Below are 22,761 nucleotides of genomic sequence, written 5' to 3' on the forward strand. Positions count from 1 at the left end.
ACCGACGGCCTACTCGGCTGGCGCAAGAGCAGGGCGCGGCACGGCTGCTTCCCGGATCGGCCAGTGAACCAGGGCTGCAAAGAGACCGAGTATCACGCCGAGCCACCAGACCGGGTCATAACTGCCAAACAGGTCGTAAAGATAGCCACCCAGCCACACGCCCAGGAACGAGCCCACCTGGTGTGAAAAGAACACGACCCCACCCAGAAGCCCCAGATGCCCCGTGCCGAACATGATCGCCACCAGCGAATTGGTCGGCGGCACGGTGGATAGCCACAAAAGCCCCATGACGATGGCGAAGACGATTACGCTTGTGGGCGTTTGCGGGAGCAGCAGGAATGCCGTTACGGCGATTGACCGCGCGATGTAGATCAGGGCGAGAAAACCGGGCTTGGAATAGCGCTGGCCGATATAGCCCGAGGCGAGCGAGCCGATGATGTTGAAGAAGCCGATCAGGGCTAGCGCCACCACCGCATAGCGTGCATCGATGCCGATATCGCCGATATAGGCTGGGAAATGCGCGGTGATGAAGGCGACCTGGAAGCCGCAGACAAAGAACCCCGCGACCAGAAGCACGAAGCTGCGATGCGCGAAGGCCTCCCGAAGGGCCTCTCTGACGGTCTGCTTGAAGGTTTCCGCGCTGTTGCGCGCTGTCGCCGCATTGCCGACGAGTGGTATGGCCAGAAGCGGAACAATCAGCATCGCCACGCTCATGTAAACCAGCGTATCGGACCAGCCGAACGCATCGATCAGGCCCTGGCTTATCGGAGCGAAGATAAACATGCCGGCAGAGCCAGAAGCTGTCGCAAGGCCGAAAATAAGGCTGCGCTTTTCGGCAGGAACGCTGCGGGCGAAGGCTGCGAGGATGATGCCGAAGGATCCGCCGGCAACGCCAAGGCCGACAAGAACGCCGCCGCCGATGTGAAGCATGGCTTCATGCGTGGGCATCGACATCATCAAAAGGCCGACGGCGTAAATAACGGCGGAGAGGGCGAGAACACGCCACGTTCCAAACCGGTCCGCGATGGCACCAAAAATCGGCTGGCCGATCCCCCAGAGCAGGTTCTGGATCGCCATGGCGAGGCCGAATGTGGTGCGGTCCCAGCCCGTTTCGGCAAGTAAAGGGAGCTGGAAGAAGCCCATGGCCGAGCGCGGGCCGAAGTTCAGGGCTGCAATCAGACAGCCACAGATGACGACCGCCCATGGAAACGCATGTGGCATGGCCGCGCGGGCGGGGTTTTGTTGTGTCATGTTGCCTTCACGCGTTTCCAGTGTGTCAGTTCAATAATCCGAAGGATAAGGATAGCGCAGGCTGAACTTCAGCGTAATCGACAAATTGTGCATCTTCGATCAGTTTTTCTCATGATTGCTGTCGAAGATCGGGAATAAACTCGTCTACGCATGCGTTGATCGGACAGAAGCAATCTCCCGTAGAAGGCGGGCAGGGGGCATGGACGGCAAGAGGAAGGCGATTGTCGGTGAAATTCCGGGGCTGCGACGCTATGCGCGGGCTCTTCTGCGCGATGCCGATGCTGCCGATGACCTCGTGCAGGATTGCCTCGAGCGGGCCTTTTCGCGGCTCGACAACTGGCAGACGGGTACGTCGCCACGACGATGGCTGTTCACCTTGATGCACAATCTGTTCGTCGATGGTGTGCGGGCACGAAAGCGGCGGAGCGAACTCGTCTCGGGCGCAGCGGTCGACATGCGGGCTTCGGTCAGCGCGCCGGAACAGAACGGCATGCTCGATCTTCGTGACGTGCTCGATGCCCTGCAGGAAATCAGCCCGGAACGGCGCACCGCGATCCTTCTGGTGGGGGTTGAAGGCATGAGCTACGCCGAGGCAGCGGATGTTCTGGACATTCCTACGGGAACGTTGATGTCGCGCGTGGCGCGTGGACGGCAGGATCTGCGTGACATTCTTGATCTGGCGCGACGCCGGCGCATTCTCAAGGCGGTGGAGTGATGACACAGCGCAGCTTTGATGAAAGGGACATTCACCTCGCACTTGATGGCGAGCTATCACCGGAGGATATGGCTGCCTACGAGGCCTGGCTGGAAACCCGCGCTGATATGCGTGCGCTGAGCGCACGCTACGTCTCGGACCGGGCGTTGCTGCGTGACACACTGGCCATGCTGGCGCGTGAGGAGGTGCCGCATCGCCTGCAGGAAGGGGCGCATTCTGCCAGCCGCAAGACGAAGGGCGCCCGGCACATGCCGTTGCGGAGGCTCGCTGTCGCTGCCGTCATGCTTGTCGCGGCCGGTGCGGCAGCCGGTTCCGGTTTCTGGGTGGGGCAGCAGGGGGTTGGTGGCGGCGAAACGCTCGCCGCGCTGGACGTGGTTGGCGAGGCCGTCGCTGCGCACCAGGTTTATGCTGCGGAAAAGCTCCATGTTGTTGAAGTGGGCGCGAGCGAGCGCAGCCATCTGGTCGGATGGCTGTCCAACCGCGTGGGCACCAGGCTCGTCGCCCCCGATCTGCAGACCGAAGGTTTTGACCTTATGGGCGGCCGGTTGCTGCCCTCGGGCGGAAAGGCCGCCGCGCAGTTCATGTATGAAGACCCTTCGGGTGAACGCGTTTCGCTCTATGTCGCTCACTGCGTGAAGGGAGAGACGACAGGCTTCCGACTCTTTGAGGATGAAGGCGGCCGCGCATTCTACTGGCAGGAAGAGGGCTTCGCCTACACGGTTGCCGGAGCGATTTCAGAAAAGCGCCTGCTGGAGATCGCGAACGTCACCTACCGGCAATTGCTCGCCGGTAGGTGAGACGCGCATCAGCGCTTGGCCGTGCTCTTTTTGGCCGGGCTGGTGGTCTGGGCCTTGCTGTCGAGCGGCAGATAGTGAACGTCGCGCTGCGGGAAGGGAATGGAGATACCCTTCTCGTCGAACGCCTTCTTGGCCGCTTTGGTCAGGTCAAGGCGGGTCTGCCACCAGTCCGCGGTCGTGGTCCAGTAACGCATGGTGATGTTGACGGCGCTGTCGCCCAGTTCTGAAACGAAGGTCGCGGGTTCCTGATCGGCCAGAACACGGTCGTCGGAGGCAGCAAGGTCGAGCATTGTCTTCTGCGCGAGGTCGATGTCGTCATTGTAGCCGATGCCGATCACCAGGTCGTTGCGGCGGCGCGGATTGCGCGAATAATTGGTGACGGACGTGTTCCACAGCGAGCTGTTCGGCGCGAGGATGTAGAGACCATCGACCGTCTTCATCTCTGTTGCGAAGAGGCCGATGGTCTGGATCGTCCCGGAAATGCCGCTCGCCTCGACAAACTCGCCGACACGAAACGGTTTCAGAACGAGGAGCATGATGCCCGCGGCGACATTCTGCAGCGTGCCCTGCAGGGCAAGGCCTATAGCGAGGCCGGCCGCACCGAGTGCGGCGATGATGCTCGCCGTTTGAACCCCGAACTGGGCCAGCACCGTGACCCCGACCAGGATCAGAACCGCGTACCGGGCAATCTTGGAAAGAAAACTGGTGAGCGTGACATCGAACGAGGGAAAACGATCGAGCGTGCGGCGCACCCACTTTTCCACCATCCCCGCGACAATAAAACCGGCGATGATGAGAATGATGGCGCCGAGAATCGAGAAGGCGTAAGATACGGCGAATTCGCTGACCTGGGCCAGAGCTGCCTGGGCGGCTGTCATGAGGTTCTCAGTTTGCATTTCCATATTGGGGAATGTCTCCGTTCCATGTTTGTCGTTTCCGGCCTTCAGGGGACGGTATTGACCCGTTTGCAGCGCTCAAAACGCGAGGAGATGGCTTTGCGGACGTCCCGTCGCGTCTGGCCTGCTGGTGTCGCGTGTCTAGCAATCCCTGCCGGTTGCTGCAAATCGGGGCTTGGGCTTGTGGAGCATGGGCCTTCAGGGGCGCCGATGTTGCCTGGAGCGTGGTATGTCGATTGATGTTCGCTTCGCCCATCTTGAAGATCTCGATGCGCTGGTTGCAATCGAGAACGCGGCGTTCTCGGGCGACAGGCTTTCCCAGCGCTCTCTCCGGCGCCTGATCGGATCGCGGGCGGCCATCACATGCGTTGCCGAAGAGGGTGAAAAAGTCCTCGGATATGCGCTGGCGTTGACACGCCGGACGAGTGGCATCGCGCGGCTTTACTCCATTGCCGTCGCACCGGATGAAACCGGCAGGGGGGTGGCGGCGTTGCTGTTGCATCATGTCGAGAACGCAGCGCGTGCACGAGGGTTCCAGTCGATGCGCCTTGAGGTGCGGGCAGACAATGAGCCGGCCATCCGGCTTTACGAAAAAACGGGATATCGTAGCTTTGCCCGATATAAGAATTACTATCACGACGGTATGAGCGCATTGCGTTACCAAAAGGCGCTGTGCGCATTGAACACGGAGAACGGCCCCAGATGAGTTGGGTCATCCTGACTGGCAAGAAGGGCGATCTGGACGAGACCGCCACACCTTATAAAATCATCACCAACCGCGATTATCTGGCCCATCCGGCGCTGTTTCGCGGACAGCGCCCCAAGGTCATCAATCTCTCATCCAGCTATGCCTATCAGAGCCGTGGCTACTATGCGTCGCTGCTTGCCAGTTCCCGCGGTCATCGCGTGATCCCCTCGGTCGAAACCATGATCGACCTCTCCGCACGCAAGCTCTACGAGAACGCGCTCCCGGAACTTGAACAGGCTCTCAACCGCTGCCGCGCCGAACTTGGTGGAAGCTTTCCTTCAACCGTCAGTGTGTTTTTCGGGATCGGCCCCGAGAAAGCCTGGGAGCGCTTCGCGAAGCTCCTGTTCGACTGGTTTCGCGCGCCCGCTCTGGAAGTCGTCATCAAGGACGGCGAATGGGCAACGATCACACGCATCGGGTTTCGCGCCCTTTCACGCATGAGTTCGGAAGAGAAGGAGCGCTTCACCGCATCCCTGCACACCTATACGAGCCGGCAGTGGCGTGAGAGCCGCACCCGGGTTCCGGCGCGCTATGGTTTCGCCACCCTCATTGATCCAAGGGAGGAACTGCCGCCGTCGAGCGTTGCTTCGCTCAAACACTGGTCGCGCATCGCCGCCCGCATGGGTGTTGAAGTGGAACCGATCACGAAGAAGGATCTGCCGCGCCTGGCAAACTTTGATGCGCTGTTCATTCGCGAGACCACATCCATTTCCAACCACACATACCGTTTCGCCCGGCGTGCCGAGCAGGAGGGCATGCCGGTGATCGACGATCCACTGTCGATGATCCGCTGCACCAACAAGGTCTATCTCAATGAGTTGATGACGACGCACCGCGTGCCCGTTCCACCGACCATGATGATTGCCGGAACAGCGGACCTCGAGCGCGCTGCCGATCTGCTCGGTTTCCCGCTGGTGCTCAAGACGCCCGACAGTTCTTTTTCACGCGGCGTGAAGAAGGCGGCGAACATGGCGGAGCTCAAGGCGCTGGCGACAAAATGGCTGGAGGATTCCGATCTGCTCATCGCGCAGAAGTTTCTGCCCACTGCCTTCGACTGGCGTATCGGGGTTCTCGACGGAAGGCCGCTTTTCTCCGTGCAATACCTCATGGCAAAGAAGCACTGGCAGATCGTCAATCACGAAAGACAGGGGCGTCCGGACGAGGGAGGTTTTCGCTCGTTCACCCTGGCGGACACACCGTCGGACGTGCTCGACATCGCCGTGCGTGCCGCGCGCTGTATCGGAAGCGGGCTTTATGGCGTGGATCTCAAGGCAACGCCGGAAGGTGTCTACGTCATCGAAGTCAACGACAATCCCAATCTCGATCATGGCTGTGAGGATGCCGGAGAAAAGGACGCTGTCTGGACCAGCCTCACCCAGTGGTTCATCGACCGTCTGGAGAGGTGAGGGCACCTCTCCATCTGTCGACATCGCGGTAGATCAATCGGGGACTGAGACGCTCACTCCCTTCTTTCCAAAGCCCTTGTTGATGGCTTCAGTCAGAGCCGAGCGGGATTTCTGCCACCCTTCGCTTCTCGCCCAGAAGCGGAGCGTTAGATGTGGAGCGCCACCATCTATCGCCGAAAAGAGCGTTTCTGCCTGGGGTTTCTTCAAGATGCTCTTTTCTGCGGCGAGAATTCTCAAGAGCCCCTTCTGAACCTGCTCGGGGCTGAGATCGTTTCCAACATCGATCTCAAGCTCCACCCTGCGAGCCTTGTTTCTGGAATGGTTTGTGATGGCCGCGTTCCAGAGCGTGCTGTTGGGAGCGAAGACGATCAGCCCGTCATCGGTTTTCAGTTCCGTCGCAAAAAGCCCCAGAGTGCTCACGGTTCCTGATATTCCATTCGCCAGCACATGCTCGTCTACTTCAAACGGCCGCAGAATGAGCAGCATCACACCTGCTGCGATGTTCTGCAGTGTTCCCTGAAGGGCGAGGCCGACCGCGAGGCCGATAGCGCCGAGCGCTGCAATAATACTGGCGGTTGGCACGCCCAGCTGCGTGAGCGCCGCAACGCTGGAAAGGGCCAGGACGGTATATCGGGCCAGAACCGAAAGAAAGGAAGTCAGGGTCGCGTCGAATGAGAACACCTGGCTAAGTGTGTTGCGCACCCAGCGCTCCAGCATTTTCGCTACAATGATGCCAATCACCAGAAGGGCAACAGCGCCAAGAAACGTCAATCCGTAATTCAGTGCAAATTCCGTGACGTAACCGAGCGCTGTATTCGCTGTTTGAATAAGACGTCCTGCTTGCTTTTCCATGTTTCGAACATCTCCGTGCCGTGTTCGGGGTTTCCGTTTTCAGAAACCGAAGCACCGCCCCGTCGACGTTCTCATCCACCTGATAGTCCTGGCAGGAGGATCAGAAGCGCTGAACTGCATCAGTCTGGATGACGCGTATACCAAGCGTCTTTGAGTTATAAAAGTATATATGTAATATAATTTTTATGATGTGATGGCTGTTTTGGATTTAAATTGTATATCTATTTTGAATGAAAAATGAAACTATAAAATAGAGAATATTATATGATGTTTTTTCTTTTTTCATCGATTACCGTAAAGCGGTCGAGGAAGGCTTTTTGAGCCAGTTTTGGGGGTTGCGGTTCGAGTTTCAGCCCTTCCGGGGGCAGTCCGCGTGGACGTCCGAAAAACCGTGCGGCCTCCGTTACGCCAAAGCCTGCGAGCTGTGTCGCCTCGTAGAATGCGGCGATCTGATCGGCGCGTTTGATCGCTTTCTTCAGTTTTATCGGCAGATTGGGAGCCAGAGTGAACCGTTGATGGATCGCGCGCTGCAGACGCTTCTCGACAGACTTGTAGTCGTCGCCCAGTGTGGCCTTGAACGGGGAAATCATGTCGCCAATGACATATTCGGGCGCATCATGCAGCAGCGCGGCCATGGAACAGTCGGGTGTGACGTCGCGCGTGATCCGGCAAAAAATCTCCTCCACCAGAAGCGAGTGCTGAGCGACGGAATAGGCGTGGTCGCCTTCGGTCTGTCCGTTCCAGCGGGCAACACGGGCAAGGCCGTGTGCGATATCGCTTATTTCAACGTCCAGTGGGGACGGGTCAAGAAGATCAAGCCGGCGGCCGGACAGCATTCTCTGCCATGCACGGGGAGGCGCTGCTTTGGTCGAAGCCGGCATCAGCCCGCACTTTCCGTGGATGCTGGAAAGCTAAAGCCAGCCCATTGTGGGATGGCGAACGTCACAGGGATATCGCCTGCCATCACCGGTATCCCCGCATCCATCGCGTCTTTGACCCTGTCGATCCGCACGATAGTCAGAGCCCGGGGGCCCGAGACCGTACCGAGCGTTCCGAGTGGCTTGCCGTCAGCGCGCAGCTCGGTGCCCGAAGCGGGCAGGGCAGATGCGCCGCTGACGATCAGGAGCCTCCGGCGAGCCGTTCCCCGGTGATGCATCCGCGAGACCACCTCCTGGCCGACAAAGCAGCCCTTCTTAAGCCCGATGCCACCATTCTGGTCGTAAAGCACGTCATGAGGAAACGCGTCGCCCAGTGCAAAGTCGCTGCCGCTTTCGGCAACGGCAGTGGCGATCCGCAGTTCGTCCAGGTGCTTACTGGCGCTGTCAGCTTCGGGCGTCTCGCCATAGTACCTCCGCATGTTCAGGTCTGCGGGAAAGCGACAGTCCGTCAGCGTTGAAACTTTTTCTGAAGAAGCAGAATCATTTTGCCACGAAATCGCGATAGTGCGTTGTTCTATCTCTGAAATATCCACTTTTGCGCGCAGCTTGTAGAGGGTCAGGCGCTTCACCAGATCGGCGGCGATATCCGCCCGGCATTCAATTCGGAACGCGTCGCTGCCGGCGCGGGAAATGAGAAAATCGAACAGAATCTTGCCCTGAGGCGTGAGCAGGGCGCTCGGACGGCATTCGCCATCCTTGAGAGCCGAGAGGTCGTTCGTGATCACGTTTTGAAGAAAGTGTTCGGCCTCGGAACCCTGCAACTGGAAGAGGGCTCGATTGTCTAGGTGGCAGGTCGGCATGGCTGATCCGGCAAGGTAAAGGGGTCATCTTGCTTCTAGCTAGGATGCTTTACCGCCGAGGACAACCCGGCAACTGCCATGAGAGGCTCAACGACTGGCCTTCTCCCTGAGACGGGCCGCAGCCTCGGCAAGGGCTCTGGCGCTTCTGGCGCTCAGGCCACCGTTTTCATAGTCGCGGCGCAGTGCCTCCTCGATCTGCTCGGCGATGTTGTCGAGTGAAGGTGAGGGCGTGTCGTGCGGCGCGCTTCGGTGGTCGAAAAGATTGATCCAGTGATCCGTCTCTCTGCCAAACCGCATCAGGCGGTCGAGATAGACCTCGGCGCTTCCACTGCGTGAAATGAGGCCAAACAGACCAGCGGCGATCGACAGGGGACTCATGACGACATCGCGCATGCCGTCGGCCATGAGCTTCACCTGAAAGAGGATGACACGCCTGACAAGGCGTCCGCGCCTCCCCGGGCTTCGCGGCGATGCGGCAAGACCGCTTTGCGATTGCGCTATCCCCTCCATGGGACACCTCCCTGAGTTCCACCGGATATGGGGGCGTTCCAGGCGATTGCAAGAAACGGCTCAGTCTCCGGCCACGAAAAACGCCCAGTGTCCATCTGGCGTTATACCCACGCGATAAAAGATGTAGGCGCCGAAATTCTTCATGTCCTCATAGTCACCGGCAGTCACAAGCGTGAACAGTTCGACGCGCTGCTTCTTGTCGAGGGATTCGAGCGGGATGGCGAAAAAATAAGGCCAGACATACATTTCCTGGGGCGTGCCCGCATCGAGATGCACATAGCCCGCCTGCAGGACTTCGAGCAGTATGGCCAATATTTCCTGGCCTTCCTCGTCTCCTGACAGTTCGATGAGAAAATCAAGCGGATCGCCATCGAGTCCTCCGAGAGAGAGGCGCGTCGCGGTCTCCCCGCTGCCGATCAGTGGGCGCAGACGTTCGATGTCCCCGCTTTTGGCGGCTTCGACGATTAGTCCATGCATCCGCTGTACCGGTTCGGGCACCTGCTCCAGATCGTAAAGAATCTCCGGCAGCTCCTTTCCGATCTGGGTATCCGGCCGCACCACATCGCGCAGTGGCGTATCCTCAACGGGAGTCGCATCCTCACCCGGCTCAGAACTTTCCGGCGTGTCGGTGTCGGCGTTCGGGAAGCGAATCGGCGGCGGCAGTGGCACGCGCTCGACACTATCGGACCCGCTCTCGCCTTCCTCTGCCGGTTCGACTTGCTGCAGTTCGCTGAGGGCAAAAGCGGGCAGGGCGTTCGCTCCAGTCAAACCAGCCGCAGCCAGGCCGGCCATCAGAAGGCGTCGCCACCGCGTTCGTCCCTGCATGCTTGAGTGGTTTTCGACGTTCACCAGATGCCGCTTCATTGTCACGTCTCAGTTTCCGTAGCGCTGCACGATCTCGCTGGATATGCGTGAGCCCTCGTTCATATAGTGGTCGATGGCGGAAAGCGCCTGGTCCGTACAGTTTTCATAGGTCCCTGCAAAGGATCTGTAGCCGCGATTGAAGCTGGCAATCAGCTTTTCGCGGCGAGCCGGCGTCGGTGCTTCCGTTTCCAGAAGCTCTTCCATCTTCCCGCGCCAGGCGTCGGAACCCTCTCCGCACAGATTGCGCAGATAGTGGATTGAACCAAGCACTTCAGCGAGCCTCAGAAGCGGTGTTTCATAAGTCGCGTCGTTGGCCCGTGCCGCAGGCGCAGCCATGAAAAGGGCCATCGCGAGGCCGAAAAGTGCTGAACCATTGCGCATGCCGTGTTGTCTCCCAGCGAGCGCCGCCTGTCAAACGCCCGCAGTTGCAGGAAGGCGATCACCAGACATTCAGGAAAGTGGCAAGATTGAGGGCGCAGGGGCCCATGGGCTCAGCTATCGGTCGAGTGTTGCAGTTCTTCAATAACCGCGCGCGTGCTGTCTGTTAGGGGCATGGCAGTGATCGCCTCGGGTGCATACCACCCGGCCTCGCTTGCATCGTCACCCGCGGTGATGGCGCCTGCCGCAACGGTGGCGCGAAACACGATCAGCCGAAAGGTCTGCTGTCCGTCATCTCCGTTCAGCAGGATTTCTTGATAGGGGCTGGCCGTTTCTATGACCAGTCCTGTCTCCTCCAGCAATTCGCGTGCGAGCGCCTGCTCGAAGGTTTCTCCCGCTTCCACGCGACCACCGGGAAAGGCATAGAGGCCCTTCGCGGGCGGGCGGCCGCGGCGCACCAGAAGAACCTGCCCGTCCTTTAGAACGGCCGCGGAAACGGCGAGGATTTCCTCTGATTTCACAGGCACACCCCTTGCATCCTGCCACCCGATCACCAACAGTCCCGACCGTGTTTATGTCTTGAGAATACGGGGGACGCAATCGTGCGGGTGATGCGGAGCACGGGATTTGTTGCAGGTCTGGCGTTCATGTTGTCCTTGTCGGCATGTGCAACGCTGAACGAGACCGAGTGCGAATCGGTGAACTGGAGCGATCTGGGACGCAGCGACGGCGCTGCCGGACGCAGCCCGTCCTATGTTCAGAGGCACCGTGAGGCCTGCGCGAAGTACAGTCTGCCGGTGGATGAACGCGCCTGGCGCGCAGGCTGGGAAGACGGCATTCGCCGCTATTGCACCCCCGAAAATGGCCTGAGCGCCGGGCGCGACGGGCGCAGTTACGCCAATTCCTGCCCTTCCGAGGTTGCGCCGGGATTTGAGAGCGCTTACCGCGTCGGCAAGCGCGTGCATGACGCCCAGTCGGAATATGACCGTCTCAAGCGCGAACTCGAGCAGCTTTACGACGATCTCGAAGACGCCGCCAAGGGCGAGGACCGTCGCAAGGTGCGCAACCGGATTTCGCTGAAGGAATCGGACCTGTTCCTTGCCGAGGGCCGCGTGCGCGATGCCGAGCGCCTCTACGACCGCTACCTCTATGAGGAGGCGGCCGGCCGTTACTGAAACACTGGTCGGGGTATCAGCTCATGTGTGGTCGTTTCGCTCTCACCGACACACCGGACGCGGTGCAGTCGCTCCTTGCGGTGACAGACTTCGAGCCGTTTCCCCCGCGCTACAACATCGCCCCGACACAGCCCGTTCTGATGGCTCTGTCCGGCCCTGCGCGGGCGGCCGGTTCCAACCTGCCTTCGCGGCAGAGCATGCTGGTGCGCTGGGGCCTCATTCCCGCCTGGGCAAAAAATCCGGACGACTTCTCACTTCTGTTCAACGCCCGCTCCGAAACGGCGGCGGAAAAGGCGTCCTTCCGCACCGCCATGCGCCATCGCCGCGCGCTGGTTCCGGCCAATGGTTTTTACGAATGGCGGCGCGTTGGTTCGAAACGCGCGGAGCCATACTGGATCCAGCCCCGCGATGGCGGCCTGATCGCCTTCGCCGGTTTGATGGAAAGCTGGTCGGAACCCGGTGGCACGGAGCTGGACACGGGCGCCATCCTGACGACGGAGGCCAATGAGGACCTGCGCGGTATCCATCATCGTATGCCCGTGGTCATCAAGCCGGAGGATTTCGACCGCTGGCTGGACTGCCTTAACCAGGAACCGCGCCATGTGGCCGATCTTCTGAAACCGGCCGAGCCTGGCTTCTTCGAGGCGGTGCCCGTGTCGGACCGGGTCAATAAGGTGGCAAATGCCGGTCCGGACCTACAGGAGCGCGTGGAACGCCGCGAGGCTGAGGACACCGACCCAAAGCCCGGAGGCGACAGCGGCCAGCTCGATCTCTTTTAAACGACGGTCCGCATGAAGTGGACGGCCTCGGCGCCAAAGCGATAGACGCCCTCGCGCAGCCCCCGGAAAGACTGGCGCGACACATCGCTGACCGGCAGCGGAAGCTCCTCCTGCGAAATGCGCCCCAGCACAAGCTCCGCCAAAGCCTTGCCGAACACGGTGCCCGGCCCAATGCCGCGCCCGTTATAGCCGGAAAAACCGACGACATTCTCGCCAAGGCGATGGAATTTCGGCAGGTGATCGGCCGTCATGCCGATATGGCCATACCAGCAGTGGTCAAACCGTGTCCCTTTCAGTTCCGGGAACAGGCGGGCGATGGCCCGCTCCGCCCAAGCGCGGTGAACTGCCTGGCCCGTGCCCTTCAGGGCCCCCACGCTTCCGAACACAAGCCGCCCCTCCCGATCCCAGCGGAATGAGGTCAGAATCTGCTTCGTGTCCCACGCACCCTGCCGCTCCGGCAATATCCGGTCCCGCACTGCCTGCGGCAGGGGCGGGGTGGCAAAATTGAAATAGGGCAGGTGGACGATCTCTTCGCGGATCTGAGACCATGGCGTGGTGGTATAGGCGTTGGTTGCCACGATCACATGGCGCGCCAAGAGCGCACCCCGAGGCGTTTCAAGCCGCCAGCCATCGCCGCTGCGCTCTGCTTTTGTCACCCGGGAACTGGTGTGAAGCCTTGCGCCGGCCCGTGCTGCCGCATGGGCGAGGCCCCGCGCATAGGAGAGCGGCTGTATCGTGCCTGCACGTTCATCGAGCAGCGCGCCGGCAAATGCCGCGCTCCCGACCTTCTTCGCCGTTTCCTGCCGGTCGAGAAGCCGCACCGGAGCACCACGCGCCTGCCATTGCCGTGCGCGCTCCTCAAGCTGTCTGAGCCCGCTTTCGCCGACGGCGCAGTGCAGCGTGCCGACAGGCATCGCCTCGCAGTCCATATCGTGCCGCTTCGCCAAGTCGAACACAACGCGCGGTGCGTTGCCGAGAATTTTTAGCAGGCGCTCGCCATAGGTCTCACCGAGAATGCCGGGTAGGTCGTCGGGCATGACCCACATGCCCGCATTCACAAGGCCGACATTGCGGCCCGAGCCGCCGAAACCGATTTCATCGGCTTCGAGAACCGCGACGTCCGCACCGGCCTCCGCCAGGTGAAGTGCCGCCGAAAGACCCGTATACCCCCCGCCGACAATGGCGACCATCGCCGACTGATCGCCGGAAAGGGCTGTTGTCTGCGGCGCGGCAGGGGCTGTTTTTTCCCACAGACCATGGGAAAGCGGGTCGTTCATCATCTGGCGAACTCACTGGACACTGAGACTGTCCCGACACATCACATGCCGCCTGCCGCCGGTCCAAGCGAAAAATCCGCATGACGTTATGCTGAGGCCGCATTGAAGCGCCAGATGCGCTGCACATCATCCTTGGCATCGCTCTCGCAATGTCTGGAAACTGTGCTGCCCCTTGCCACCCGCTCCGGTCACACCGGAGCGAAACCTCAGTCGGTCTGCGTGTCGTAAGGGGATTGTTTCGGCGCCGGTGCCGGCTTTTCGGCCTTGCACTGCAGAGCGGCATTGATCGCTGCCGGTCCAACCGCGTGATACTGGCTAAGCAGGAGCTTTTCCTGTTCGGCGGTATACTCTGCTGGCTTGTTCATGTCGCGGGGCATATCGAATCCTTGGTTCCGCGTTGTCGTCCCTTCCGCGCAGATGGGGACCAAATCCGACAAAATCTTGACAGACCGCCCCGTCGGAAGACGCATTCCTAAAATTGCCGCATCAGCCTTAACATTTCCTTCACAATGCCATTTTGCTTGCAATACCTCTTTCGGGCCGCAACGCCGGGTTTCGCCGCGATCCCCAGCCTTTTGGCTTTCAGCTTTTAGTCTTGACGCATTTGCCACCTGCGGCGATAAGAACGCCTATGAAAACGCTGTGCACCATTATCGGTATTTGCATTATCGGCTAGCGCCTCATCGCTGGTCCGGACGTTTTCGCCCTCCTTTCCCGACGAGAAAAACGCCCAGGCCAGACGGCCGGAGCAAACCGTGCCCGCAATATCGCACCGCTCCGGCATGGCGATGGGTTGAAAACGGAAGGCGAGGATGACGAACGGTTTCAGGGGCCTCAGGGTCTACAACACGCTGACGCGGGCCAAAGAGGACTTCGTCCCCATCGATGAGAAAAATGTCCGCATGTATGTGTGCGGGCCAACGGTCTACGACTATGCCCATATCGGCAATGCGCGTCCGGCCATCGTCTTCGACGTTCTTTACCGTCTCCTGCGCCATCTCTATGGCGAGGACCACGTCACCTATGTGCGCAACATCACGGATGTCGACGACAAGATCAACGCGCGCGCCCGCCGCGACTATCCCGACCTGCCGCTCAATGAGGCGATCCGCGAAGTCACGCAGAAAACGGCCGATCAGTATCATGCCGACGTTGCCGCCCTCGGCTGCCTGAAGCCGACCATCGAGCCGCGCGCCACCGATTTCGTCCTGCCGCGCGCGGACGGGCTGACGGATATGGTGAGCCTGATTCAATCTCTCATCGATCGCGGCCATGCCTATGAGGCGAAAGGAGAAATCCTTTTCGACACAGCCTCCATGGAGGCCTATGGCGGGCTTTCGAAACGCAAACTGGAAGACCAGCAGGCCGGCGCCCGCATCGCGGTCGAGGCGCACAAGAAGAACCCGGCCGATTTCGTTCTCTGGAAGCAGTCATCCGCCGATGAGCCAGGCTGGGACGCGCGTTTCACCATCCGTGGCGCAGCAACGACCATTCGCGGCCGCCCCGGCTGGCACATCGAGTGCTCGGCCATGTCCGCGGCCTATCTCGGCGAGGAGTTCGACATTCACGGCGGTGGCCTCGACCTGATCTTCCCGCACCACGAGAACGAGATCGCGCAATCCTGCTGCGCCCATGGCCGCGATGTCATGGCGCATTACTGGATGCACAATGGTTTCCTTCAGGTGGAGGGGCGAAAAATGTCCAAATCCGAGGGCAATTTCGTCACCATCCATGAACTGCTCGAAACGGAGAAATTCGGCGGGCGTAAATGGCCGGGCGAGGTTTTGCGCCTTGCAATGCTGATGACGCACTACCGCGAGCCGATCGATTTTTCGGTGCGCAAGCTCGAAGAGGCGGAGGCGGTGCTCGACGGGTGGTATCGGGCTGTCGGCGATGTCGAAGCAGGTGATATCGGATGCGCCGATACCATAGCCGCGCTCAGCGACGATCTCGGAACAACCGCTGCCATTGCCAGCCTTCATGAATTGCGCAGCGAGGCGACCAAAGGCAGCAGCGCGGCGAAACAGGCCCTCAAAACGAGCGCAGCTCTTCTCGGGCTGCTCGCAGGAACTGAAAGCGACTGGTTCGCCGTCAAGGCGTCGGAAGCCGCCATCGATGCCGGGTTCGTTGGAACCGCGGTGGAAAAGAGGCTCACGCAGTTGCGCGAGAAAAACTTCGCCGAAGCCGACCGCATCCGCGACGAGCTTGCCGCACAGGGCGTCCAGCTCATGGACTACAAGGATACGGAGAGCGGCGAACGCCGCACCAGATGGGAGGTGAAACGGTGATCGACCATATCGGCATCAAGGTTGCGGATTTCGAGCGTGCGAAGGCGTTTTACGACAGGGCGATGGAACCGCTTGGCGCGTCGCTTCTGATGATGGTGCCGCCGGAATACACCGATGGCGTCAAGGTCGGCGGTTATGGCCGCGACCGGCCGGTCTTCTGGCTGACGGAAGGCGCGCCCGCTGGCGAACCGAAACATGTCGCCTTCACGGCCAACACCCGTGAGGAAGTAGACGCCTTTCACAAGGCCGCACTCGAGGCCGGCGGCCGCGACAATGGTGCGCCGGGCCCGCGGCCCCACTACCATGCAGACTATTACGGTGCCTTCGTTTTCGACCCTGACGGCAACAATGTGGAGGCCGTCTGTCACAGGCCGGCCTAGAGCAATTCCAGGAAAAGTGGCTGCCGGTTTTCCGTCCGGAACTGCGCAAGAACGATAAGATTGAGCGCTTTTACGCTTTAGGCAAAAGTGAAAGCGCTCTGGGAGAAAGGGCAGGGAATGAGCCTCGACAACAAGCCCGTCTATTCCGGCGGTTGCCAGTGTGGGGCGGTGCGTTTTCATATCGAAGGCGCACTCGGCGAGGCTTCGGTTTGCCATTGCCGCATGTGCCAGAAGGCGAGCGGCAACATTATGCTTCCGCTGGTCTCGATGCGTGGCGCGAAACTCACTTGGACACGCGCTGAACCCAAGCGCTTCCAGTCGTCCAGCCATGTGCGGCGGGGCTTTTGCCCGCACTGCGGCACGCCACTCACCTATGAAGCGCCCGACGGGCTGGCGATAACCATCGCCGCCTTCGACCACCCGGAGGAAATCGCGCCGGTGGTGCAGTGGGGCATGGAGGGAAAGTTGCCCTATACCGACGGCATCGCGGCCCTCCCGGGTTACACCTCCGAGGAAGACGCGGACGCGGTGGAATTTCTGCGCAACCTGGTCTCCTACCAGCACCCCGATCACGACACGGACGAATGGCCGCTGCCTGAAAACGCACGGAAAGACACTGAGAATGACTGAATTGCGCACGCTTTATCCTGAAATCGAGCCCTTCGACAGCGGTATGCTGGATGTAGGCGATGGCCACACGGTCTATTGGGAGCGCGTGGGCACCCGTGGCGCAAAACCGGCGGTGTTCCTGCATGGCGGCCCGGGCGGTGGCTGTTCACCCACGCATCGCCGCGCGTTCGATCCGGAAAAATACGACGTGATGCTCTTCGACCAGCGCGGCTGCGGGCGCTCGAAGCCCCATGCAGAGCTGGAGGCAAACACCACCTGGCATCTGGTGGCTGACATCGAGCGACTGCGCGGTATGATGGGCGTCGATAAATGGCAGGTCTTTGGCGGCTCCTGGGGCTCCACACTGGCGCTTGCTTATGCCGAGACCCATCCCGAATGCGTCTCCGAGCTGATCCTGCGTGGCGTCTACACGCTCACCCGCGCGGAGCTTGAATGGTACTACCAGTTCGGCGTGTCGCAGATGTTCCCGGAAAAGTGGGAGCGCTTCATCGCCCCGATCCCGGAGGCCGAACGCGACGACCTGATGGGCGCCTATCGCAGGCGCCTCGTGTCCGATGATCGTGCCCTCCAGCTCGAGGCGGCAAAGGCATGGAGCCTGTGGGAAGGGGAAACCATCACCCTCTTGCCCGATCCCGGCCTCACGGAGCAGCATGGCGGCGACGATTTCGCCATCGCCTTCGCCCGCATTGAAAACCATTTCTTCGTTCATGGCGGCTGGTTTGAGGAAGGCCAGCTTCTGCGCGATGCCCACAAGCTCACCGGCATTCCCGGCGTCATCGTTCACGGCCGCTACGACATGCCGTGCCCGGCCCACTACGCCTGGCAATTGCACAAGGCCTGGCCTGACGCGAAATTCCACCTGATCGAGGGGGCGGGGCACGCCTTTTCCGAGCCCGGCATTTTCGACCGTCTGATCCGGGCAACAGACCAGTTTGCGGGTAAATGACCATGGCAAAAAGAGAACGCATCTACCTTTTCGACACCACGCTGCGCGATGGCCAGCAGACGCCGGGCGTGGATTTTTCCGTCGAGGACAAGATCGCCGTGGCAAAGCTGCTCGACGAATTCGGCTTCGACTATGTGGAAGGCGGGTATCCCGGCGCGAACCCCACCGACACGGCCTTCTTTTCGAAGAAGCGTACCGGAAAAGCTGCTTTCGTCGCCTTCGGCATGACCAAGCGTGCCGGTGTCTCCGCCTCCAATGATCCCGGCCTCGCGGCTCTGCTTCAGTCGGCCAGCGATGCGATCTGCTTTGTCGCCAAGAGCTGGGATTACCATGTGCGCGTCGCGCTCGGCTGCACCAATGAGGAAAATCTGGAATCGATCACGGCCTCGGTCGAGGCGTCGGTTGCCGCCGGCAAGGAGACGATGGTCGACTGTGAGCATTTCTTCGATGGCTACAAGGCCAATCCGGACTACGCGCTGGCCTGCGCGAAGGCGGCCCATGACGCAGGCAGCCGTTGGGTGGTGCTGTGCGACACCAATGGCGGCACGCAGCCGGCAGAGATCAGGGAAATCGTGAGTGCCGTGATCGCGGCTGGCATTCCCGGCGCGCATCTGGGCATTCATGCTCATGACGACACGGGCCAGGCCGTGGCCAATTCGCTTGCCGCCGTTGAGGCAGGGGTGCGCCAGATACAGGGCACGCTCAATGGCATTGGCGAGCGCTGCGGCAATGCCAATCTGATGACGATCCTGCCCACGCTGGCGCTCAAGCCTGCTTATGCGGAACGATTCACGACCGGCATTCCCGACGAGAAGCTGGCCGATCTTTCGCGTCTTTCCCACGGCTTTGACGAGCTTTTGAACCGCGCGCCGGAGCAGCAGGCGCCCTATGTCGGCGCATCGGCCTTCGCCACCAAGGCCGGCATCCACGCCTCTGCTGTGCTCAAGGAGCCCGAAACCTATGAACATGTGCCGCCGGAAAGCGTGGGCAACACGCGCCGCGTCATGGTCTCGGACCAGGGCGGGAAATCGAACTTCATTGCCGAGCTGAAGCGCCGCGGTGTTGCCGTCGACAAGGCCGACCCGCGCCTCGATACGCTGATTGCGCTCGTCAAGGAGCGGGAGGCCGAGGGCTATGCCTATGAAGGAGCCGATGCGAGCTTTGAACTTCTCGCGCGGCGCACGCTTGGTCGCGTGCCGGAGTTTTTCAGGGTCGACGGTTTCCGCTGCATGGTGGAGCGTCGGTTCGATGCCAATGGCGAATTGAAAACCGTGTCGGAAGCCGTGGTCCGGGTGACCGTTGACGGCGAGACGCTCATGTCGGTCGCGGAAGGTCACGGGCCGGTCAACGCGCTCGACATCGCCCTGCGCAAGGATCTCGGCAAGTATCAGGCCGAAATTTCGGATCTGGCGCTGGCCGACTACAAGGTGCGTATCCTCAACGGCGGTACCGAGGCGATAACCCGCGTCTTGATCGAATCCTTCGACGGGACGGGCGCCCGCTGGTGGACCGTCGGTGTCTCCGACAACATCATCGATGCGTCGTTCCAGGCCCTGATGGATTCCATCGTCTACAAACTGGTCAAGAACCGGGACAAGGCAGATGCCGCAGAAGAGAATGCCGCCTGATCGAGACGAGCGAATGCGCTGGACCAATAAAATGAAATGGCGCCGATCCAGATCGGTATGACAGGATAATCGAACGCCCGTCACCCCCGCCGGGCTTTTCGTGGAAAGCAGATGTCCGAGATAGCAGAAGCAGAAAAGCCGCTTGAGGCGGACCCCAATGACGCGACGCGCGGCTTCTTCTTCGCTCTGTCTGCCTATGGTCTGTGGGGCTTCCTGCCGCTCTACATGAAGCTTGTCTCCCACATCCCGGCGATGGAGGTGGTGGCTCACCGCGTTCTCTGGTCTCTCCCGGTGGCGGCGGTCATCCTCTATTTTCTGGGACGCACGGCCGATATCCGCCAGGCGCTGCGCTCGCCGCGCACATTGCTGATGGCAGCGCTGACGGCGGCGATCATCTCCTGCAACTGGGGCATCTATGTCTGGGCGATCGCGGTCGACCGTGCCGTCGAGACAGCCCTCGGCTACTATATCAACCCGCTTGTCAGCATCGCCATGGCGGCGCTCTTTCTCGGCGAGCGCCTCAACCGTTACCAGATTGCCGCGGTATGCCTTGCAGGCATTGCCGTGCTGATCCTCACGACCGATGCGGGCGGTCTGCCCTGGGTGTCTCTCAGCCTCGCCTTCAGCTTCGCGGCCTACGGCATTCTGCGCAAGACCCTGCCCATCGGACCAAGCCAGGGCTTTTTCCTTGAAGTCCTGATCCTTGCTCTGCCCGCCCTCGGCTATCTCATCTGGCTCGGCGCGTCGGGCGAGGCGCATTTCACGCTTTCGAACCCGGCCGACATCGCTCTGCTCATCGGCTGCGGCCCGGTCACGGCCATTCCGCTTATTCTGTTCGCCATGGGGGCCAAACGTCTGCGCTATTCCACCATCGGCATCATGCAGTACACGGCGCCGACCATGATCTTCCTGATCGCCGTATTCGTCTTCAAGGAGCCGTTCGGCGGCGGCAAGGCGGTGGCGTTCGCTTTCATCTGGGCAGCCCTTGCCCTTTATAGCTGGTCGATGCTGCGCGACGCGCGCCGGGCAAAAAAATAGCCGCCCCAGAGGGGGGGCGGCGAATGAAACCCGGGATGCCGGGAAGGGGTGCGGCGGGCATCGACGGGTCAGGGACGGCGTGCGCGGAACATGCGAAGCCGGAGAACGCTCAAACCCCGGACGATGGATGGATGCATAGGCCATGCACCGCGCAATCGGATCGAAGCAGGCCAGTGTTACAGCGAGACTGCAATCGGGTAACGGCAGGATGACAATCCCGCGCTATTCATTGAAATCTGTGGACAGTCACAGCCGGTCGATAACCGTCTGGTCCTCACCATTCGATGACGCGCGCTGAGCGGCTGCCTTGAGGATTGCGGGGACGATATCCTCCGCCTGATCCACCACGATCGGGCGGACCCGGTGGCCGGAATGCACGAAGCCTTTCTGCTTCATGTGATCGACGAGCGTCAGAAGCGGGTTCCAGAAGCCGCCGATATTGGCGAACACCATAGGCTTTTCATGCCGGGCAAGCTGTGCCCAGGTCATGATTTCAACGATCTCTTCAAGCGTTCCAATTCCCCCGGGCAGGGCGACGAACGCATCCGAACGCTCGAACATGGTATGCTTGCGCTGGTGCATGTCTTCGGTGACGATGAGTTCGTCTAGCTCGGCCAGATCCACCTCGTTGGCCTCGCGGCGGATCAGGAATTTCGGAATGATCCCGGTCACCGTGCCGCCGGCATCCATCGTACCACGGGCAACCGCGCCCATGATGCCTTTGGTGCCTGCGCCATAGACCAGCCGCAAACGGGCTTCCGCTAGACTGCGCCCCAGCGTCAGTCCTGCCTGAAAATGACGTTCATCGCGTCCATTGCTTGAACCGCAATAGACGCACACCGACTCGATTGTGCTCATGAAACCATTGCTCGTCTGCGTTACCGTTATGGTCAAGAGGACAAAGGCTTTTTCTTGTCGCTTGAGCGAAAAAGCGTTACAGCCTGTCACAAAGGGACTATCGTGGGTTTATGGGCTTGACACCTTTAAAGGGGCTTCTTTTTTTCTCCGGCGCTGTCGTGGCGGGCCTCGGGGCCGCATATGTTCTGGGCGCGTTTGACGCACAGGAGCCACGCCCGGCTGCCCTGTCATCATCGCCGTCGCCCGATGCGGGCGCACCGGCGGCGGCCGCGAAGCAGGATGCGGGTGCAGCCAGCAGGGAAGCGCGCCTGGAGGATGCCAGCCAGGCAGAGGATAACAGCGCCTCGGAAACGCTGAAGCAGGCTCAGGAGATCGCCCCGCCGACCTTCGATATCGTGCGGGTCGAGCCGAACGGCTCTATGGTGATCGCCGGCAAGGCAGAGCCCAACGCGCGGATCGAAATTATCAATGGGGCGACCGTTCTCGGAACCGCCACAAGTGGTGCGTCGGGCGATTTCGCGGCTGTGCTTGAGGACCCTCTCGAGCCGGGCGATTACCAGATCGTGCTGCGCGCCACCACACCCGACAATCTCGCCGCCACGTCCCTTGAAACGGCAATCGTCACCGTGCCCGACGACGAGGCGGGGCAGGTGCTTGCCCTGGTCGATCAGCCGGGCGCACCGAGCCGTCTGATCACGGTGCCCGAAGCAAAGGCGCCGCAGGAAGGCGAGAGCGAGACACAGGCTGAGGTCGCGCCTGAGCCATCCGCACCCGCGCCGGCCGGGCAGGAGCCGCTGGCCACGGCAGAAAAACCGCAGGGCGAGCCGGCCCCGGTCGCCAACGAGGCCGAAGGTGAACAGCCGGCAGAGGCCGCGCAGACGGAGGAACAGTCACCGCCAGCCACCACAGCAGCGGAAGCCGCAGGTTCCCCCTTTATCGAAGCGGTCGAGATTGACGGGCGCCAGGTTTTCGTAGCCGGCGCTGCCCGTCCCGGCAGCACGATCCGTGTGTATGTGAACCAGATTCTTCTCGGAGAAACGGTGACCACACCGAACGGGCGTTTCCTGATCGAAGCGACCCGTGAACTGCCCATCGGCGACTACATTGTCCGCGCCGACATGCTTTCAGACGATGGGCGTACGGTCGTTGCCCGTGCTGCCGTGCCTTTCACACGGGCCGAGGGTGAACAGGTTGCAGCCGTCGCTGCGCCGGATTCCGGTTCGGATGTGCGCAACGATGCGGTTGACGGCAAGGATGCACGCCTGCCGCCGGCGGGGGCTTCCCCGTCCGTGCAGGAGCCCGATGCGGCGGCGGAGGCTGCGAGCCCCGGCGCGGAGACCACGGCGCCGAAGCTTGCTCCGGTTGACGGTTCGGTGATCATTCGTCGCGGCGACACGCTCTGGCACATTTCCCGGCGCGTCTATGGCCGTGGCATCCGCTACACGACGCTCTATCTGGCCAACCAGGACCAGATCGAGGATCCCGACCGCATCTGGCCGGGGCAGGTTTTTGCCGTGCCCGAGAGCACTGAGGAGGGCGAAGCGGCCGATATGGAGGCCATCGAAGATCAGATGGTCAAGCCGGAAAACGCCAATTAGCCGACATTA

Annotated in this window: 25 protein-coding genes; 13 read left to right on the forward strand and 12 right to left on the reverse strand. The window is 61.0% G+C overall.

The features are described from left to right. Positions 1–9: 9 nt before the first annotated feature. Positions 10–1,221 carry an MFS transporter gene (locus BLW55_RS18625; RefSeq protein WP_370671634.1) on the reverse strand — a complete coding sequence of 404 codons (1,212 nt, stop codon included), beginning with the start codon at positions 1,219–1,221 and terminating at the stop codon, positions 10–12. A 229-nt stretch (positions 1,222–1,450) separates the two neighbouring features. On the opposite strand from BLW55_RS18625, the gene BLW55_RS18630 reads away from it, so the two are divergent. Beyond that, entirely contained in the window at positions 1,451–1,966 is a 516-nt protein-coding gene (locus BLW55_RS18630) for a sigma-70 family RNA polymerase sigma factor (protein ID WP_090329774.1), read from the forward strand. Continuing rightward, complete coding sequence (locus tag BLW55_RS18635) at positions 1,966–2,763, forward strand: anti-sigma factor family protein (protein WP_090329775.1); 798 nt, start codon at positions 1,966–1,968, stop codon at positions 2,761–2,763. Before BLW55_RS18630 ends, BLW55_RS18635 begins: the two co-directional genes overlap by 1 nt. Positions 2,764–2,771: 8 nt before the next feature. Here the strand turns inward: BLW55_RS18635 and BLW55_RS18640 are convergent, their stop codons facing one another. Next, a complete protein-coding gene (locus BLW55_RS18640) occupies positions 2,772–3,665 on the reverse strand; it encodes a mechanosensitive ion channel family protein (protein WP_007008495.1) in 894 nt (297 codons plus the stop codon). Between the two features lie 223 nt (positions 3,666–3,888). Between BLW55_RS18640 and rimI the strand changes: the two genes are divergently transcribed. Both rimI and BLW55_RS18650 read left to right on the forward strand, forming a co-directional pair. Next, positions 3,889–4,365 (forward strand): ribosomal protein S18-alanine N-acetyltransferase, encoded by a 477-nt coding sequence (gene rimI, locus BLW55_RS18645; protein ID WP_090329776.1) that lies wholly within the window; start codon positions 3,889–3,891, stop codon positions 4,363–4,365. After that, positions 4,362–5,813, forward strand: a complete 1,452-nt coding sequence (locus BLW55_RS18650) for a RimK family protein (RefSeq protein WP_090329777.1) — start codon at positions 4,362–4,364, stop codon at positions 5,811–5,813. Before rimI ends, BLW55_RS18650 begins: the two co-directional genes overlap by 4 nt. A 33-nt stretch (positions 5,814–5,846) precedes the next feature. On the opposite strand, the gene BLW55_RS18655 is transcribed toward BLW55_RS18650, so the two are convergent. The 7 genes from BLW55_RS18655 to BLW55_RS18685 all read right to left on the reverse strand — a co-directional run bounded on the left by BLW55_RS18655 (position 5,847) and on the right by BLW55_RS18685 (position 10,682). After that, positions 5,847–6,665 carry a mechanosensitive ion channel family protein gene (locus BLW55_RS18655; RefSeq protein WP_090329778.1) on the reverse strand — a complete coding sequence of 273 codons (819 nt, stop codon included), beginning with the start codon at positions 6,663–6,665 and terminating at the stop codon, positions 5,847–5,849. Positions 6,666–6,925: 260 nt separating this feature from the next. Beyond that, on the reverse strand, positions 6,926–7,546 hold the full coding sequence (locus tag BLW55_RS18660) for a YfbR-like 5'-deoxynucleotidase (protein ID WP_090329779.1): 621 nt from the start codon (positions 7,544–7,546) through the stop codon (positions 6,926–6,928). Further along, positions 7,546–8,403 carry a CAF17-like 4Fe-4S cluster assembly/insertion protein YgfZ gene (gene ygfZ / locus BLW55_RS18665; RefSeq protein WP_177175112.1) on the reverse strand — a complete coding sequence of 286 codons (858 nt, stop codon included), beginning with the start codon at positions 8,401–8,403 and terminating at the stop codon, positions 7,546–7,548. The genes BLW55_RS18660 and ygfZ overlap by 1 nt, the downstream gene beginning before the upstream one ends. Before the next feature lie 87 nt (positions 8,404–8,490). Next, on the reverse strand, positions 8,491–8,913 hold the full coding sequence (locus BLW55_RS18670) for a hypothetical protein (protein WP_090329780.1): 423 nt from the start codon (positions 8,911–8,913) through the stop codon (positions 8,491–8,493). A gap of 60 nt (positions 8,914–8,973) precedes the next feature. Then, the gene (locus BLW55_RS18675; protein ID WP_090329781.1) at positions 8,974–9,777 is read right to left on the reverse strand and encodes a hypothetical protein; all 804 of its coding nucleotides are present in this window, start codon (positions 9,775–9,777) and stop codon (positions 8,974–8,976) included. 9 nt (positions 9,778–9,786) lie between these two features. Then, positions 9,787–10,158, reverse strand: a complete 372-nt coding sequence (locus BLW55_RS18680) for a TIGR02301 family protein (protein WP_025030113.1) — start codon at positions 10,156–10,158, stop codon at positions 9,787–9,789. A gap of 110 nt (positions 10,159–10,268) precedes the next feature. Beyond that, positions 10,269–10,682: an NUDIX hydrolase gene (locus BLW55_RS18685; RefSeq protein WP_040665147.1), complete on the reverse strand. Its 414-nt coding sequence runs from the start codon at positions 10,680–10,682 to the stop codon at positions 10,269–10,271. A gap of 120 nt (positions 10,683–10,802) precedes the next feature. On the opposite strand from BLW55_RS18685, the gene BLW55_RS18690 reads away from it, so the two are divergent. Both BLW55_RS18690 and BLW55_RS18695 read left to right on the forward strand, forming a co-directional pair. Further along, on the forward strand, positions 10,803–11,330 hold the full coding sequence (locus BLW55_RS18690; RefSeq protein ID WP_244509139.1) for a DUF2799 domain-containing protein: 528 nt from the start codon (positions 10,803–10,805) through the stop codon (positions 11,328–11,330). Between the two features lie 23 nt (positions 11,331–11,353). Then, on the forward strand, positions 11,354–12,109 hold the full coding sequence (locus BLW55_RS18695; protein ID WP_090329783.1) for an SOS response-associated peptidase: 756 nt from the start codon (positions 11,354–11,356) through the stop codon (positions 12,107–12,109). Here BLW55_RS18695 and BLW55_RS18700 read toward each other — a convergent pair. Next, a complete protein-coding gene (locus tag BLW55_RS18700; protein WP_090329784.1) occupies positions 12,106–13,389 on the reverse strand; it encodes an NAD(P)/FAD-dependent oxidoreductase in 1,284 nt (427 codons plus the stop codon). The genes BLW55_RS18695 and BLW55_RS18700 overlap by 4 nt on opposite strands. Before the next feature lie 203 nt (positions 13,390–13,592). Continuing rightward, entirely contained in the window at positions 13,593–13,751 is a 159-nt protein-coding gene (locus tag BLW55_RS20700) for a transcriptional regulator (protein WP_141686065.1), read from the reverse strand. Between the two features lie 447 nt (positions 13,752–14,198). On the opposite strand from BLW55_RS20700, the gene cysS reads away from it, so the two are divergent. The 6 genes from cysS to rarD all read left to right on the forward strand — a co-directional run bounded on the left by cysS (position 14,199) and on the right by rarD (position 20,296). Continuing rightward, positions 14,199–15,674: a cysteine--tRNA ligase gene (cysS, locus tag BLW55_RS18710; protein WP_090329785.1), complete on the forward strand. Its 1,476-nt coding sequence runs from the start codon at positions 14,199–14,201 to the stop codon at positions 15,672–15,674. Then, the gene (locus BLW55_RS18715; protein ID WP_007008509.1) at positions 15,671–16,054 is read left to right on the forward strand and encodes a VOC family protein; all 384 of its coding nucleotides are present in this window, start codon (positions 15,671–15,673) and stop codon (positions 16,052–16,054) included. Before cysS ends, BLW55_RS18715 begins: the two co-directional genes overlap by 4 nt. 117 nt (positions 16,055–16,171) lie before the next feature. After that, positions 16,172–16,684, forward strand: a complete 513-nt coding sequence (locus BLW55_RS18720; protein WP_090329786.1) for a GFA family protein — start codon at positions 16,172–16,174, stop codon at positions 16,682–16,684. Continuing rightward, complete coding sequence (pip, locus tag BLW55_RS18725; protein ID WP_090329787.1) at positions 16,677–17,630, forward strand: prolyl aminopeptidase; 954 nt, start codon at positions 16,677–16,679, stop codon at positions 17,628–17,630. Before BLW55_RS18720 ends, pip begins: the two co-directional genes overlap by 8 nt. Continuing rightward, a complete protein-coding gene (gene cimA / locus BLW55_RS18730) occupies positions 17,627–19,258 on the forward strand; it encodes a citramalate synthase (RefSeq protein WP_090329788.1) in 1,632 nt (543 codons plus the stop codon). The genes pip and cimA overlap by 4 nt, the downstream gene beginning before the upstream one ends. Positions 19,259–19,369: 111 nt before the next feature. Beyond that, positions 19,370–20,296 carry an EamA family transporter RarD gene (rarD, locus tag BLW55_RS18735; protein WP_090329789.1) on the forward strand — a complete coding sequence of 309 codons (927 nt, stop codon included), beginning with the start codon at positions 19,370–19,372 and terminating at the stop codon, positions 20,294–20,296. A 246-nt stretch (positions 20,297–20,542) separates the two neighbouring features. Here the strand turns inward: rarD and BLW55_RS18740 are convergent, their stop codons facing one another. Beyond that, positions 20,543–21,154, reverse strand: coding sequence for an LOG family protein (locus BLW55_RS18740; protein ID WP_090329790.1), 612 nt, complete (start codon positions 21,152–21,154; stop codon positions 20,543–20,545). Positions 21,155–21,264: 110 nt separating this feature from the next. Here BLW55_RS18740 and BLW55_RS18745 point away from each other — a divergent pair, with 110 nt between their 5' ends. Next, the gene (locus BLW55_RS18745) at positions 21,265–22,752 is read left to right on the forward strand and encodes an Ig-like domain-containing protein (RefSeq protein ID WP_090329791.1); all 1,488 of its coding nucleotides are present in this window, start codon (positions 21,265–21,267) and stop codon (positions 22,750–22,752) included. The last annotated feature ends 9 nt before the right edge of the window (positions 22,753–22,761 follow it).

This window comes from Nitratireductor aquibiodomus (assembly GCF_900105565.1).
Taxonomy (GTDB): Bacteria; Pseudomonadota; Alphaproteobacteria; order Rhizobiales; family Rhizobiaceae; genus Nitratireductor; species Nitratireductor aquibiodomus.